Origin of the sequence: Lacticaseibacillus sharpeae JCM 1186 = DSM 20505, from assembly GCF_001436225.1 — a bacterium.
In the GTDB taxonomy this organism is placed as follows: Bacteria; Bacillota; Bacilli; order Lactobacillales; family Lactobacillaceae; genus Lacticaseibacillus; species Lacticaseibacillus sharpeae.
The window spans coordinates 1-15302 of the sequence record NZ_AYYO01000037.1 but is presented as its reverse complement, the minus strand read 5'-3'; the positions used below and the strand labels follow the sequence as shown (position 1 = coordinate 15302).

At 53.0% G+C, this 15302-nt stretch carries 11 protein-coding genes; all 11 read left to right on the top strand.

From position 1 onward, the window contains the following. The first annotated feature begins 2 nt into the window (after nt 1-2). The 11 genes from FC18_RS07430 to FC18_RS07385 all read left to right on the top strand — a co-directional run bounded on the left by FC18_RS07430 (nt 3) and on the right by FC18_RS07385 (nt 15225). Nucleotides 3-869 (top strand): Rgg family transcriptional regulator, encoded by an 867-nt coding sequence (locus FC18_RS07430; RefSeq protein ID WP_056975924.1) that lies wholly within the window; start codon nt 3-5, stop codon nt 867-869. 776 nt (nt 870-1645) lie between these two features. Continuing rightward, nucleotides 1646-2965 carry a pilin N-terminal domain-containing protein gene (locus FC18_RS07425; protein WP_156300855.1) on the top strand — a complete coding sequence of 440 codons (1320 nt, stop codon included), beginning with the start codon at nt 1646-1648 and terminating at the stop codon, nt 2963-2965. A 45-nt stretch (nt 2966-3010) separates the two neighbouring features. Beyond that, nucleotides 3011-4576, top strand: a complete 1566-nt coding sequence (locus FC18_RS07420) for a SpaH/EbpB family LPXTG-anchored major pilin (protein ID WP_054678002.1) — start codon at nt 3011-3013, stop codon at nt 4574-4576. Nucleotides 4577-4711: 135 nt separating this feature from the next. Continuing rightward, the gene (locus FC18_RS07415) at nt 4712-5503 is read left to right on the top strand and encodes a class C sortase (protein ID WP_054678001.1); all 792 of its coding nucleotides are present in this window, start codon (nt 4712-4714) and stop codon (nt 5501-5503) included. A 36-nt stretch (nt 5504-5539) separates the two neighbouring features. Next, on the top strand, nt 5540-8053 hold the full coding sequence (locus tag FC18_RS07410; protein ID WP_156660890.1) for an MSCRAMM family protein: 2514 nt from the start codon (nt 5540-5542) through the stop codon (nt 8051-8053). A gap of 144 nt (nt 8054-8197) precedes the next feature. Next, nucleotides 8198-9328: an exonuclease SbcCD subunit D gene (locus FC18_RS07405; RefSeq protein ID WP_056975919.1), complete on the top strand. Its 1131-nt coding sequence runs from the start codon at nt 8198-8200 to the stop codon at nt 9326-9328. Continuing rightward, on the top strand, nt 9328-12471 hold the full coding sequence (locus tag FC18_RS07400; RefSeq protein WP_054677994.1) for an AAA family ATPase: 3144 nt from the start codon (nt 9328-9330) through the stop codon (nt 12469-12471). Before FC18_RS07405 ends, FC18_RS07400 begins: the two co-directional genes overlap by 1 nt. Nucleotides 12472-12614: 143 nt before the next feature. Continuing rightward, the gene (locus tag FC18_RS12215; RefSeq protein ID WP_169790599.1) at nt 12615-12764 is read left to right on the top strand and encodes a hypothetical protein; all 150 of its coding nucleotides are present in this window, start codon (nt 12615-12617) and stop codon (nt 12762-12764) included. Between the two features lie 106 nt (nt 12765-12870). Further along, on the top strand, nt 12871-13542 hold the full coding sequence (locus tag FC18_RS07395; protein ID WP_054677992.1) for an NAD(P)H-dependent oxidoreductase: 672 nt from the start codon (nt 12871-12873) through the stop codon (nt 13540-13542). Continuing rightward, entirely contained in the window at nt 13542-13721 is a 180-nt protein-coding gene (locus tag FC18_RS07390) for a hypothetical protein (RefSeq protein WP_054677990.1), read from the top strand. The genes FC18_RS07395 and FC18_RS07390 overlap by 1 nt, the downstream gene beginning before the upstream one ends. Before the next feature lie 97 nt (nt 13722-13818). Then, nucleotides 13819-15225 carry a C69 family dipeptidase gene (locus tag FC18_RS07385; protein ID WP_056975917.1) on the top strand — a complete coding sequence of 469 codons (1407 nt, stop codon included), beginning with the start codon at nt 13819-13821 and terminating at the stop codon, nt 15223-15225. Nucleotides 15226-15302: the final 77 nt, after the last annotated feature.

Here is a 15302-nt window from a genome sequence, read left to right as displayed (position 1 = left end):
AAATGACCATGGGTATTGGCAAGCAATTCAAATACATCCGGGAAAAGCGTGAATTCACTATCGAAGCGACAGCGCAGGGTATCATTACCACCAACGCGCTGACCCAGTTCGAAGCCGACGAGAAGGACATTCCCCTGCAGAAGCTGCAGAAGTTGCTGCTGCGGATGGGGGTTTCTTTGCGCCAGTTCGCCAATATTTCTGACCGGCTGTCGCAAACCAGTCGCCAGGTGCGTGACGACATTCACGCCCTGTACGTGGCGGGGAATGCGCCCAAGCTCAAGGAATGGTTCGATAACCACCCAGAAGTGGCACCTGGGGATGAACAGCTGGCCTTCTTCGACCACATGCTGATTGCCGGGAAGTATTTCGAACTGACCGGTGAGCGGTTGTGCACCGAAGATGAGGTGGAGCAGCTGACCAATATACTGCTGGAGAACCTCACGTGGGACGAATCGGAACTTGACGTGTTGTTCTGGACCCTACGTCTCATGAACGACAACCGCGTGTTCATGCTCAGCCGGGAAGTTCTGCACGTGGTGGATGGCTTCCGCGACTGGAACTTCGCCCTGTATGGTGCGGCGTGGCGCACGATTATTGCGGGCGTGACGGCGCTGGTTGAACGTCACAGCAACTTTGCGGTGACGCTGGTGCGCCAGATTGATGCAAACGAACCGATGTCCGAAGTGATGATTGCCAACCGCTTCACGTACATGTTCTTGAAGGCCGTCATGCTGGTGCAGAAGAACAACGTGCCGGAGAACGTCCAGCTGGTGCAAGATACGTTCGACAACGTGCGGCCACTACGGTCGGCGGAGCTGGAGCGGAATCTGCGGGTGATTGATCAGCGGACGGTTAATGTGTTGGCGTGATTAATTGAATAATGTGCAAAAAATGGTGGGTCAGACATTGTCCCACCATTTTTTTGCTTTTTCGGCGTAGTTTATTTGGCAAAAAAAGAACCGGTTAGCTTGCGGTGGGTTGAAACCCGCTGCATTACGTTAATGGATTTTGGTGCTTTCATGGTATTGTTTCAGAATTTCTTAAGCTCGTTAAATAACGCAAATGGCCTGATATTTATTGTGTGAATAACAAAGCAAACTGACTGGTTGAATACAATTTCAGAAAATTTCAACAATTAAGGAAAATATTTCATCTGTGTAACAAAACGGGTGACGATTTGACTAATCTTTGATTGAAGTTGCAGAAATGCAACATACTGGGGTTGAACGGAATGTGAAACACTGGCGAAATAACCTTTTGATTAACATGTATCCGCTTTCGTTGTGCTTTGGTGCAAATTGATTATTGACCCTGGTGCAGATTCCAATAACTAATTTTACATTTTTTGGTTGCCATTAAATTATTCATGAGATATACTCAATTCCGCAATAAAGGTTTTCGGGGGATTTCCTTTAGTTATTTGAACGGGTTGTTGGTGTGATGCCGCAGCAAACACGTCTGGGAGTTTTAGTTTAGTGACCAACTTAATTTTTTTGGTTACTCAAGCTAGTAATGGATATGTCAATCCGTTCGTCCCTGCGTCATATGTATGACCAGCCGCTGGTGAGAGCAATCTCACTGGCGGTTTTTTTGTCTGCATGACGCGTAGAATTCCAGTAGTTAACAGGAGAGGGGATGCGAAACATTGCGACTATTTAAAAAAATATTGCTCGTCTGCGCACCCCTGATGCTGCTGATTGCCTTACTGGCGCGCGGTGAACCGGTTCAAGCCGCAGATGACACGTTCAATCTGGTACTGCACAAGCGTCTGTACACCGACGTTTACGCAAAAGATCAGGCATGGTACCAAAATGACGGTCAGCGGGCAGCTAGTGATGCCCAAATCATGACAGCGACGACCGGATTGAATGGCGTCACCTTCAGCGTTTACGATGCGTCAGCCCTGTATCAAGCAGCGCACCAGCGTGGCCAGGACACGCAGACGTTCGTCCGGCAGTATGCGGCGATGAATGCGGACGCGGCGCTTGCTGAGGCTAAGCAAGACAACCTGACCGAAGTCGCGACCGCCACGACGACCCATGACAGTGCGCTTGGGGAGGATGGGATTGCCCAGCTGCAATTGCCACGGACACAAAACGGCTTGCCGGCCGTGTACCTCGTCGTTGAGTCGGGCACCACGGGCACGGATGTGGCGGTAGATACGCAGCGGGATACCGCACCCATCGTCCTCTCTGCCAGCATGGTTGATGCGGCGGGCGCTAAACTGACGACGGTCCACATGTACCCGAAGAACTTGGTGTATGCACGGGACGTATATTTCTTCAAGTACGGCCTGACCTATGACGGCAGCGAGGTACGGCTGCCGGGTGCGAAATTCGTCCTTTTCCGCCGCAGTACTGACGGCAGCAAGCAGTACCTGGCCGCCAAGCAGCCTGATCCGTTGCGATTGCGCTGGACGACCAGCACCAATCCGGGTAGCGATGTTGATGTTGGCAAATTCACTTCGCAAGCCTCAGGACTGGTAACTCTGAATGGCCTCACTCTTCCAGCTGGGAATTATGAATTTGCGGAAGTCGCGAGTGCTGAGGGCTACGAGAATGATGCTGGCGCGATTAAAGTAACCGTTCCAGACCGAATGTACACCAGTGCGGGGGCATTGGTGCCGGTCGTGGTGAACGATACCAAGTTGGCGGCGACAAATTCGGGGCAGGTGACCCAGGCGGCAATCATCAAGGGTGAGCCGCGGGTCTACAACTCCGAAGAATTACCACCGCTTCCGAATACCTTTGAGCCGCCAACTCCTGGCGGCAATACGCCGAGCCACCCCAAGACGCCAAACACGCCAACCAAACCGGGTAGCACTACAGAACACCCATTATTACCAAATACAGGCCTGTTTCCACAGTTAGGGGACGTTGGAAACTGGATTCTTTCAAGTTTAGGTTTTGTTGTAATGTTACTTGTCATACATTTCTGGAAAAAACGCGAAACAACGCGTGCATAATCTGGGCGCGTGGGATTCCACGCCTCGACTTCAAGGAGAAAAATAATGAAGACATTTCACTCGACAAAACTAGGGCACATCCTCATGGTGCTCACTGTGCTTCTGGGCACGTTCGCTAGCCTGATTGGGGCAACGACGGTTAAGGCGGATGACGCTACGACCGTAACATTCAACATTCACAAGCGTGCAACCCGTGAAGGGAAGCAGGTTGAAAACAACGGTATTGATCAGCCTGATATTGATGACCAAGGGCCTGTTAAGGGCGCTGGATTTGACATCTACAACGTTACACAGTTGTTCTACAGCAAATATGACGGAACAAATGCCAAGGCGATTGAAAACACACTGCAGTCTAACCCAAATGAAGTGATTTCCTCTTCAAAGGCAGTCGACACACAAACCACGAACGATGACGGTGATGCAATCTTCTCTAACTTGCCTACCAAGACAACTATCACCAATGACGGACATCAGGTAGAACGTGATTCTGTTTATGCATTCGTTGAATCCACCACACCAGAAAACTTTGCGACATCCGCAATGATGATTGTGGCATTACCTGTTAAAAATGCAGATCGCACCCAAACCTTGAGTGAAATTAATCTGTACCCAAAGGACTCAATGCTGACGAAGCAGATTCAGAATCCTAAGGAAGATGGCCAATACCAAATCGGTGACACGCTGACGTATGAAGTTACTTTGCCTATTCCAGCCGACATCACTAGTACGAACCACGATGGTACTGCACAGTACCAGCAACTCCTCGTTGGCGACTCAATGAGTGATGTTGGTGCAACTTTTGGGGCCATTACAAAAATGACTGTTGACGGCGAAGATGCTATGGCATTGAAGGACGCTGGTCAATTTACCAATAAGCAGGATGGTGCGGACCTTTCGACGACCCCAGAATCATGGACGCTTGATTTCAGCGACCTTGCATCAAGTAAATATGCAGCTCTTGCCCCATACGCTGGTAAGACCTTAATCATCGATTACACGGTTACTCTGAATCAATACGCTCAGGGTGGTCATAATCTTGATAACGAACTGACTTTTAACTTTGGGCACACGCCTAATGAGCACACGCTTAAAACAGTTGTACCACTGGTTCCATTTGGTGGTCACCGATTCAGTAAGGTTGACTCTAGCAATACTGATGAAAAACTCGGTGGGGCAGAATTCTACCTCGTGAACGCAAACGGAGAATATGCTTCATTTAAATTTGCAAACGACGCACAACCTACAGATGGTAATTACAATCCTGAATCTATCACTTGGGTTGCTAGCCGTGATGGAGCAACGAAATTTACTACTTCTTCTGAAAAAGAAACACTCGGTAATCTGACCATTAACGACCTTAAGTACGGTAACTACAAGTTGATTGAAACCAAAGCGCCAGATGGCTACGCGCTGCCCGCTTCTGCAACAACCAACTTTACCGTTGATAAAACTGAGATTGAAAAAACCGAGCTCATTTCCATCAAGAACACCAAGGAACCCGGTACTATCCTGCCAATGACCGGGGGCATGGGGTTCATCCTCTTCGCCCTTGTTGGCCTGGCACTGTTTGGCGCTGGCTTCATTGTGATGAAGCGCGGTAAGGAAGCTTAAGCGATTTTTTCTAGATTCAACAGTGCAAGACGGCGCCGCCCACGGTACGCGTCGTCTTGCCTACATAGCTGCATTTGGCAGATAACTACCGATTGCAGCATGCACCATATTGACAATTCATAGGGGGCGAGTTCGGTGCGGGGTAAGGCAAGACAAATCATCATGATTATCCTGTTTGGCGCCGGGCTCCTTGTGTTCGCCTTTCCGTTCGCAGAGATGGCGGTTAACCACTTCGTCATGCAGCATAACTTGCAGATGACGGCGGCGGCCAATCAGCGCGAGGCAAAACGGGTACAGGAGTTGCAGAAGACCAAGGGTGATCAGGTCGGCGATTCCTTCAGCGCGAACAACTTGTCGAAGGCGGAGAAGGCACACATGCTCGGCACCATCGACATTCCGAGCATCAAGCTCAGCCTGCCAGTATTTGACGTTGCTACCGAGGCGTCACTTAATCTTGGTGCTGGCGTTGTTCGGGGGACGGACATGCCGGTTGGTGGCAAAGACCGGCACACTGCGATTTCTGCTCACAACGGGATTCCGACCAAGGTGTTGTTCACGAACCTGCACTTGGTGAAAAAGGGCGATGTATTCGTCATTACCGTGAATGGCGTCCACCGTGCGTACCAGGTGGAGCGCAAGCAAACGGTCAAACCAACGAACGTTAAGCCGCTTGCCCGGCAAGCTGGCCGCGACCTGGCCACGCTCATCACTTGCACGCCGTACATGATTAACACGCACCGCTTGCTGGTGACTGGCCACCGCGTGCCGTACACGGCCAAGATTGCCGATGCGGTGCATCACGCCAAGCAGGCGGCCACAGCCTACGCGGTCATTTTCATCGTTACCCTGTTCTGGGTCATCTTCACACTGCTGTGTTACACAATCTGGCGGCTGAAATGGCAAAAGGACGGGCCAGTAAGACAGTAATGTTCCACAAATCAACTGACAGGAGGCACCATCAAGATGCGTAAGAAAATACTACAAATGTTAATGGTGCTGGTACTGGTGATTCCCATCACGTTCGCGGGCTTCAGATCTAAGAGCACGGTGGCCGGGGATGCTGGTACGAATCAGGGACAGGCGCTGATAATTGATCCGGATGCGATATCGAATGTGACGATGCACTCAAGTACGGGCGGCGAAATTTCCAAATTCAATGGGGCAAACCAAACTGGTCCACAAGAAAACCGATGGGGCGGTGGTGACCTGCAAACCTGGGCGAGTGAAGGTAATAACATTGGTTGGCGTGATAATAACAGGACTTACATGAACTTCCTTAACGGTGCTGGCATGACCGGGGTTGGATACACGAGGCTTAAGTCAAACGACGGCGGTAATGGGAAAATCATCGACAATGAAGTGTTGACCTTGAACTACGACAATGTTGGTATGGCCCTAAAGGACGGCCATTACGTAACTGTTGGGGCGGACGTTAAGGTATCCAACATTATATATGGCTCTGAGTCTGGTGTGGCACCTAACACCAATCCGTACATTATTTTCTCGGATAACTTATATTCTGGGGTACTGTATGGCGGTATCAAGGCTATGGATATCAATTTTGAATTTTATGACGCTACTTCTCAAGCTCATGAAAAGATTGATTTTACTGGTCTAGAAGGTGAGTTATCGTTCAATTCACTTAACGGTAATCAGGGTGGTAACTATATTGAATCAACAGAGTTTGCTGGGGATGGCGCTGATGACGGTCAGCTGAGTGATGGCACTATTTTAAGCTATCACAAATATGCTGATCAGAATCATTGGTACATGAACGGAACGTACTACGGTTGGAATGGTAGTTTTACCTATAAAGATGACGACTATCTCGGGGCGAAACGTTTTCCAGTTGCCACGGTTTCCTTCCCACTCTCCGGTACCAGTAACGACTTCACATTCGGCTCCGCCTGGGGTCGTGCGTGGACCGCTTTTTCCAGTAGCTCGCCGTTCCCGGTGCAGCAAAGCGCACCAACCAAGACGGTTGAGCCTGCCGATAACAGTCAAGGCTTTGACCAGCGCTACGACAACGACCTGGATGTATTTGGACTGCAAGAGGGTAGCAAATGGGACTTCAGCAATCCGCAACCCGGGCACAATCCCGACGACAACGATTTAGCAGCAGGGGTCTTGCCCAAGAATGAACGCTATGTCGATAAGGGCGGCAGTTATTACTACTACATCAACCAGCCGACCATTAATCTGTCCACACAGGGACTGGTTCTGCCCACGGGCATGGATATTTTTGACGATTTACAAGATGGCACGTCGGTAAACGGCATTCAGGATGTGACGCTGTACGGTTTGGATGGTCGCGAGATTGGTAATCCGTTTGCCTATAACTCACAAGCTTCTGGACAGAATATTCACCTTATCCTAAGTGATAGTGCCGTTAATACGATTAACGAGCAATCAAAGCAGAAACAATATTACGGCAAGGACTTCACGGTTCGGATTAAGTACCACGTGGACAATGACGCGCCAAACTTGATCCAGAATAAGGCGATGTCGCACTTCACGTATGACAACAACGATGAGTTCTACGCCATGTCTAATAAGGTTGATACACAGTTACGGCCTGATCCGGTTAACGTGTCGTTTACTAAGTATGACAGTGTGACAAGTAAAGCACTGGCGGATGCCACCTTTACCCTCTACCATAAGGGTGAGTTTGTCCAAAACGCGATTAGTGGCGCTGATGGGCAAGTCAACTTTACCAACGTGGCTCCTGGCTCTGGTTACACAATCCAAGAGACTGGGGTCCCTGCGAACTATACTGACCCGTACAATGGCCGTCAGTTCAACGTGGAAATTACCAAAGACGGCCAGATTAAATGGCTAGACAATGTCATTCAGAACAACCGTTACCCGGATAATCCAATTCAGAAGCACTACATCTTGCATCTGGACAAGGTGAATGCTGATGACGCCCACGCGCTTGAAAATGCTGAATTTAAGCTGTTCAAGTTAGATGCGCAGGGACAAGCTAAAGAATTAGAGACGGTGACCACCACGGACAGTGGGGTGGACTTCAAGACAGCGATGGATCCCGGAACTTACCAGTTGCAGGAAACTAAGTCACCTGCCAAGTTTGACACGCTCAAAGGTACCTTTACCTTCAAAATCAACGAATTCGGCAGGCCGGAGAAGGTCGGCGATGATCAGTTTAAGTTTGCCGATGGCGATACACACACACGTAAAATTGATGACCCCGAATCGTTCAAACAAATTAGTTATGATGGTGACGACTTGCCGTTCAACAAGGCTTATGGCTTGAAAGTTGCAGAAGTTGGGGAGGACCATGTTGAAAAACTTCAGGTCACCATTCCCGACCAGCTCACCCCGATTCCTCCAGTGCCCGACGAGGTACGCCTCCCGAAGACTGGGGGCAACGGGTTCCTGCCGTACCTAATTGGCGCGGCGGTGCTGGTTGTGCTGGCGCTGATTGTGGGCTTCGGTTTTCGCAGTCGCAAGCGCTAAGCTCTATATATAGAAAAAAGTAGCATTGCCCGCGCACTCCCCCCCGCGCAAGGCAATGCTACTTTTTTAAAATTCGGCATTCGAACAGTTGTTCGCTATAGGCTGATGCGGTATAATAAGCGCATACAAAATGGAGGTGGCACCATGCGGATTTTACATACAGCAGATTGGCATATTGGCAAGCAGTTAGCGGGTTTTGACCTGCTGGACGTTCAACGACGGAGCTTCGCCAAGTTGCGTCAGGTGGCCAAGGACAACCAGGTGGATGCGATGATTATCGCCGGGGATGTGTACGACCGGAGCCTGGCGAGTGAACGCGTTGTCGGGACCGTCAATAAGATGCTGCGGACGCTTAATCTGGATGACAAATTGCCACTGCTCGTGATTTCGGGCAACCACGACTCCGGCCCGCGCCTGGCAACGGGGCACGAATGGTTTAAGGCGACCGGACTGCACGTGAACACGACTATCGCCGGCGCATTCCAGCCGGTGACGATTGGCGACACGCAATTTTTCCTGCTGCCGTATTTCGAACCGCGCCAGGCGCAGGTTTATTTTGAAGACGACAGTTTGCGCCGCATCGGGGACGCGGTGACGCGCACCGTGCACGCGATGGAGGAATTGTTTGCCCCAGATAAGCATCACGTGCTGGTTAGTCACTTCTTCGTCGCCGGCAGTAGCCACGTCGGCGAAAACGGTGGGGCGTCGGAAACCAGTGTTAGCGTTGGTGGTCTGGACGCCGTACCTGTGAGCGCCTTTGATGCCTTCGATTACGTCGCGTTGGGTCACCTGCATAACCGCAACGCAATTCAGAACGACCACATTCAGTACGCGGGTTCGCTGGTGAAATACGATGTGTCCGAAACGAACATGCTGAAGGGCTGCTACATCCTGGACACGGAAACCATGACACGCGAGTTCGTGCAGATTCCGCAGACACCGGAGTTTCGGCACGTAACTGACAGCTTTGCGCACATCATGGATCCAGACCGCGACTTAGGTGTGGCCCCGGACGACTTTGTCCAATTCACGCTGACTGATACGGAGATTATTCCCGACCTCATGAACCGCCTGCGCGCACGCTACCCCCACTGCACCGGGGTGGATCGGCAAACCCAGGTCAATCTTGACCAGGAGATGCACGCCCAGATTCAGGACCTGGACCCGATGGCCTTGCTCACTGATTTTTACCCCGAAGCCACGGGGGCGCCACTGTCTGCTGGCAGTCGGCAGTGGGCCGAAGCGACGCTACAGGAAGTGCGAGGTGCTGAATAATGCAGTTTGAAAAATTACGCATGGTGAATTTCGGCCCGTATGCGGACCAGACGGTAGACTTCACGGATTTTGCCGATACACCGCTGTTTTTGATTAGCGGGAACACTGGGGCGGGGAAGTCCACGATTTTTGACGCGCTGCTCTTTGCCTTGTACGGCTCAGATTCTATCGGTGCTAAGGGAGACAACGGGCGGGTGGCGCTGACGATGCGCTCCGACTTCGCGTCCGCGGCGGATGATACCGTTGTTGAGCTCAATTTTACCCACCAAGGCAAGTCATATTTTATTCGTCGTGCCTTGCGGGTCAAAAAAACGGGTGAACTGACGACGCGGATACCCGAATTGACAATCACGAATCAGGATGGCAAAAAAGCGGTTCTCACCAAGCAGACCGAAGTTAAAGCAACCATGCTGGATTTGCTCAAACTCGACAAGGCCCAGTTCCGGCAGATTGTTCTGCTGCCTCAGGGAGATTTTCGCCGGTTCCTCGATGCGGATAGCGGTGAGCGGGAGAAACTCTTGCGTAAGTTGTTCGGGACCGACCTGTACAAGAACTGGCAGACCGCAATTGAAGATCACCTGCGGACATTGCGCGCGCAGATGACTAGCGAACATGACCGCATGGAGGAAATTGTTGAGGGGTTCAGCACCGCGACCGGGCAGGAGCTGGCAGCGGGCGAGATGGATACGAAGCTGAAACAGATGCATGCCATGCAGGCTGCAGATGAAGAGCAGCTACAAAGACATGGTGCGGAATTGCAAGCTGCCCAGGCCAAAATGAAGCAAACGGCTGAGCAGCTGCAAGTGGGGACAACGCTGGCGGCGGCCTTTACCAAGCAAAAGCAGTTGCGGCAGGAACAAGCAGAACTTCAAGCTGGCGCGGCGGCCACCGATGCCATTAAGCAGCGCATCAGTCAGCTGGAATGGGTGCAAGCGCAGCAGCCAGACTACACCCGCCAGCAAGAATCTCGCACGAAGGCTGAGCAGCTGCTGCAGCAACTCAAGGCAACATCCGCCCAGTTAAGTGCGGCCCGGACACACGGTGCGGCGGCCCATGAAGCGTGGGCGGCGCTGGATGCGCAGCAGGATGCGATGACTGCTAGTGCGCAGGAAGCCGCCCAGTTAACCACCACGATTCAGCAGTTGCAGGAGTTAGCCGATGCCGGGAAGGCCGTGCAGGCAGATCAGGCCCAAGCGACGGCCTTACAGCGGGCGGTCACTACTGCAGAAGAGAATGTTGCCCGGATGCAGCAGCGCTTGACGACGGCCAACAAGACGCTTACCAGCGATGATCTGCAGAATTTTCAGGCACTGGTGCACAAGCAGGAATTAGCCCTGACCCAGCTACAGACCAGTGCCAAGGAATTCAGCGCGGCCGATGCAGAACTCACGCAGGTACGCCAAGTTGCAGAACGCACTCAAAAGCAGGCACACGCGGCCGAAGTGGCGCTGACGACTGATGAACAGCGGCACAAACAAGTGAAACTGGGCTTTTACCGCAGTCAGGCTGCACTGCTGGCCAATGAGCTAGGCGTTGATGAGGCTTGTCCTGTTTGCGGATCGACGCACCACCCGCACCTGGCGACGATGGATGCGGATGTGACGACGCAGGCAGCCTTCGATGCCAGCAGCGATCAGCTGCAGCATTTTCAAGATCAGTTCGCCCAGCGAGAGGCAACCGCCACGACGGCCAAAACGCGGTGTACAGAAGCGGAGACCAAACGGAATGCGGCGTGCAAGGATTTGTACGACAGCTACGTCCACTGCACCGCCTTTCCGGATTTAGCCAAGGCTGATTCCATTGCGGCGGCGCTTGACGGCATCACAGCTGCGGCGGTGGTGGTCAAGCAAAATAAGGTTAGCGCGCAGCAGCGGGCAGCCGCGCAGGCAAGCTTGCTGAAGCAGCGGAATCAGCTGCAGGACCAGCTGCCCCAGTTGCAAGATGCTCTGGTCAAGCAGCGCGCTGACCTCAATGCCGCAACCGTTGCGGTTTCACGCGCGACCGAACGGGTGGCTGGTCTGCGCAACCAGCTCGGAGCTAATGCGGATACTGACGTGGAAGTCTTGCGTGGGCACCAGCAGCGCCTGGAGCAAAAAACTGCGGACTTCAAACTGAAGCTGGCAGCGGCAAACGACCAAATGCAGCAACAGCAAACAGCAGCTGAGCATTTAGCCGGTCAGGAGCAGGAACAAAAGCAGCAGGTCGCGGCGGCGCAAGCGGATGCTGAGCAACGGACGGCAACGGTCACGGCAACGCTGACCGCGAAGTATGGGGCCGCCGAGCCGCTTGCGACCTACGCGGCAGACCTCGATGCATTGCCGCAACTGCCAGCTTTGCGCACCCAGGTGCAGGACTATGCCGCGCGTGTGGTCACCAACCAGAAGATGCTGGCAGAAGTTGCGACCCAAATTGGTTCCAGCAAGCTGCCCGACCTTGACGCGCTGCAGACGCAAAACGCGCAGGCGGAGGCCGTTACTAATGACCTCACCCGCAAGCTCGGCGGGGAGCATCAGCGCGTGACGCAAAACGCCAACATTATTACTAAGCTGACCCAGCGGTTGCACAGCTGGCAGAAGACAGAGCAGTCCGTCCGCGACCTCGATAGCCTGGTCCGGGCGTTTAACGGCCGCAATCCGCGGAACCTCGGCTTGGAGCGGTATGTTCTCGGCTCGTACTTCGAGCGCGTGCTGCAGATTGGTTCGCAACGGCTCAGCAAGCTCACCCGTGGACGCTACAAGTTCATCTTGAATACCGATTCAACCGTCAAGCGGGCCAATCGCACCGGTCTTGAAATCGACGTGTACGATGATCAGGTCGGCGAAACCCGGTCCGTGCACACGTTATCGGGGGGCGAAAGTTTCATCGCGGCCCTGTGCTTGGCGCTCGCGCTCGGAGAAGTAATTCAAGAGGAAAACGGCGGCGTGGCCATTGATGCTTTGTTCATCGACGAAGGCTTCGGGTCGCTGGATAGTGCCAGTTTGGACCTAGCGATGGAGGCCCTCGAATCGATTGAGGGGCAAAATCGCACCATCGGCATTATCAGCCACGTGAACACGCTCAAGGCCGGCATTCCGGACCAACTGCAGGTGGTCCCGGACGGCACCGGCCGCAGCAAACTGCGAGTTGTGCACAAGAACGCGTAGCAAAAACTTTACCAAAGTTATTAGCACTTAACGAATGCGAGTGCTATAATAATCGTCGTAGAGAGTTGATAACCCTCCAACACTTCAAGCAATCTACAGACCATGAGTCTGCATAGCGTGACTATGAGAAGAGGCGAGAAGACATGGCAGGAAAACTCAGTAAGGAGCAGCGCAAGGCCCTCATTCAGAAGGCTGAAGAAGACCGCGCTAAGCACCCAGCAAAGAAGGATGGCAAGTCTGGATTCGCAGCTATTGACGCCGAAGCCGACAAGCTCACGGGCCAACATGCCTAGGTTCCATCTTTAACGTAACGGGTATCCCTAAACAAAATTCGGCGTGGATAACACAACTGATTTTGTTTAGGGATATTTTTATTCCACGGAAAAACGGAGGTAGAACATGCACACGCTCATCGTGGTCGCCCACCAGAACTTAGCGGGCAGCAATACGCAGAGTTTCCTGAAAGAAACGGCCGCTTTGGTGCCGGATGCTACCTGGCTGGAGCTGGGGGAGCAGCCGCTGACAGCTGCCGAGATTGCTACGGCGCAAGCTCAGGTGCGTGCAGCTGACCGCATTGTGCTGCAATTCCCGCTATACTGGTACAGTGCACCGGCTAAGATGTGGGCGTGGCTGGAGCAGGTGTGGGTGCGCGGCGTCGTGTACGATGATGACGGCGGTTTGCTGACGGGCAAAACTCTGGGCCTGGTCGTGAACTTCGGGCACCCGCTCCGGGACTACCGGTTGGGCGGGCGTGAAGGCGTGACGGTCGACGCACTGCTCGCCCCGTTTGCGGCGTTGGCCCGCAAAACCGGGCTGCAAATGCTGCCGCCACTGCTGATTGCCGAATTTGCCCGCATGACGGAGCAGGAGCATGCGGATTTGTTTGTGCACTACCAGCAGTACCTCAGTTTGCCGCGGCCCGATTCGCAGCGGCAGCAGGCCGAATGGTTTGCTCAGCAACTTAGCGCGCGGGGGGCGGACCTCATGGCTGACACCCTCACCGACTTGCAAGATGAAAGCACGCAGCTGCACCAGACCGTGCGCGAATTGCGGGCCGGGGAGGTGGAGTGATGACGGATCAAGAAAAATGGCTGATTTCTGAGGCGCAAAAGCAGGCTGCAGCCGCCACCGACTTTGCCACCAAGACCTTCTATCAGGCTTTGGCCCAGTTCTGCCGGGAGCAAGCCCACGCCGCGGAACTAATGCGGGGGGAAATCGACGGTCGTACCTGGAATCACGAGCAGTGGTGACAGCACAAAAGCGCGTGATTGTCGGTGCGTGCCGGTTGTGTCAGCACCGGCTTTACACTAAACTAGAATTATGCAAATTTAGAAAGAAGCGAAGATAATGAGTAAGCGAGTTAAAGGTTCTTGCACCACGGTCCTTGTGGGGAAGGACGCCAGCATTGACGGTTCCACCATCATTGCGCGTAATGAAGACGGGAATGTGCCTCTGCAGCCACAGAAGTTCATCGTGGTTAAGCCCGAAGACCAGCCACGGCACTACCAGAGTGTTCTGAGCACGTTCAACATTGACCTGCCCGACAACCCTCTGCGTTACACGTCCACGCCTAACGCTGACGATAAGGACGGTATCTGGGGTGCATCAGGCATCAACTCCGAGAACATCGCCATGAGTTCCACCGAAACCATCACGACCAACGCACGAATTCTGGGCGTTGATCCCCTGGATGACAACGGGATTGGTGAAGAAGACATGCCAACCATCACGCTGCCATACATCCACTCCGCCCGTGAAGGGGTCAAGCGGCTTGGTGCGATTATCGAGAAGTATGGGACCTACGAATCAAACGGGATTGCCTTCTCTGACAACCAGGAAGTTTGGTGGTTCGAATCTATCGGTGGTCACCACTGGGCTGCTAAGCGGATTCCTGATGACGCATACGTGATTGCGCCTAACCGCATGAACATCGACGACTTCGACTTCGATTCCGACGACACGATGTCCGCGCCAGATTTGCAGGACATCATCGCCACCTACCACATGAACCCAGACCAGAAAGGCTACAACCTGCGCCACATCTTCGGTAGCGCCACCATCAAGGACACGCGTTACAACAACCCCCGTGCTTGGTACGGCCAGAAGTACTTCAACCCTGAATTCGACACGACGCCAATCGACCAGGACCTGCCATTCATTTGCCGGACCGACAAGAAGATTAGCATCGAGGATGTGAAGTGGGTTCTGAGTTCCCACTACCAGAACACCAAGTACGACCCATACGGCACGGGTTCTGCTGCCGACAAGAAGCAGATGCGGCCAATCGGCATCAACCGGAACCAGGAACTGCACATCCTGCAGATTCGCAACGATGTGCCGGCAGAAATCGCGGCAATTCACTGGTTGGCCTTTGGTCCAAACACGTTCAACGCCGTAATGCCTTTCTACGCCAACGTGAACGACACCCCAGCAAGCTACCGCGACACCAAGCCAACCTACGAACCAACCAAGATGTACTGGCTTTCTTGCACACTGGCTGTGCTCGGTGACACCAACTTCGGCCTGTTCGAAGACTTCGAGAACCTCTTCGAACAGAACACGGTTGCGGCTGCACGGCACTTGCAGATTGAAGCAGACCAGGAATACAAGAACGCCGCTGACATTCACGCCTACCTTGAAGGCATGAACGCCAAGATGGCACAGGTTTCCTTCGACAACTCCAACAAGCTCCTCGGGCAGATGGTTGCCCTGGCTGCACCGCAGATGAAGCTGCAGTTCACACTGAACGACTAATACTGTTGCAAGCAAAAAATGAGGGAACTATGTCAAACGGTGTTGAATAGTAAATTTATCATTTGGAGTTCGTCCTT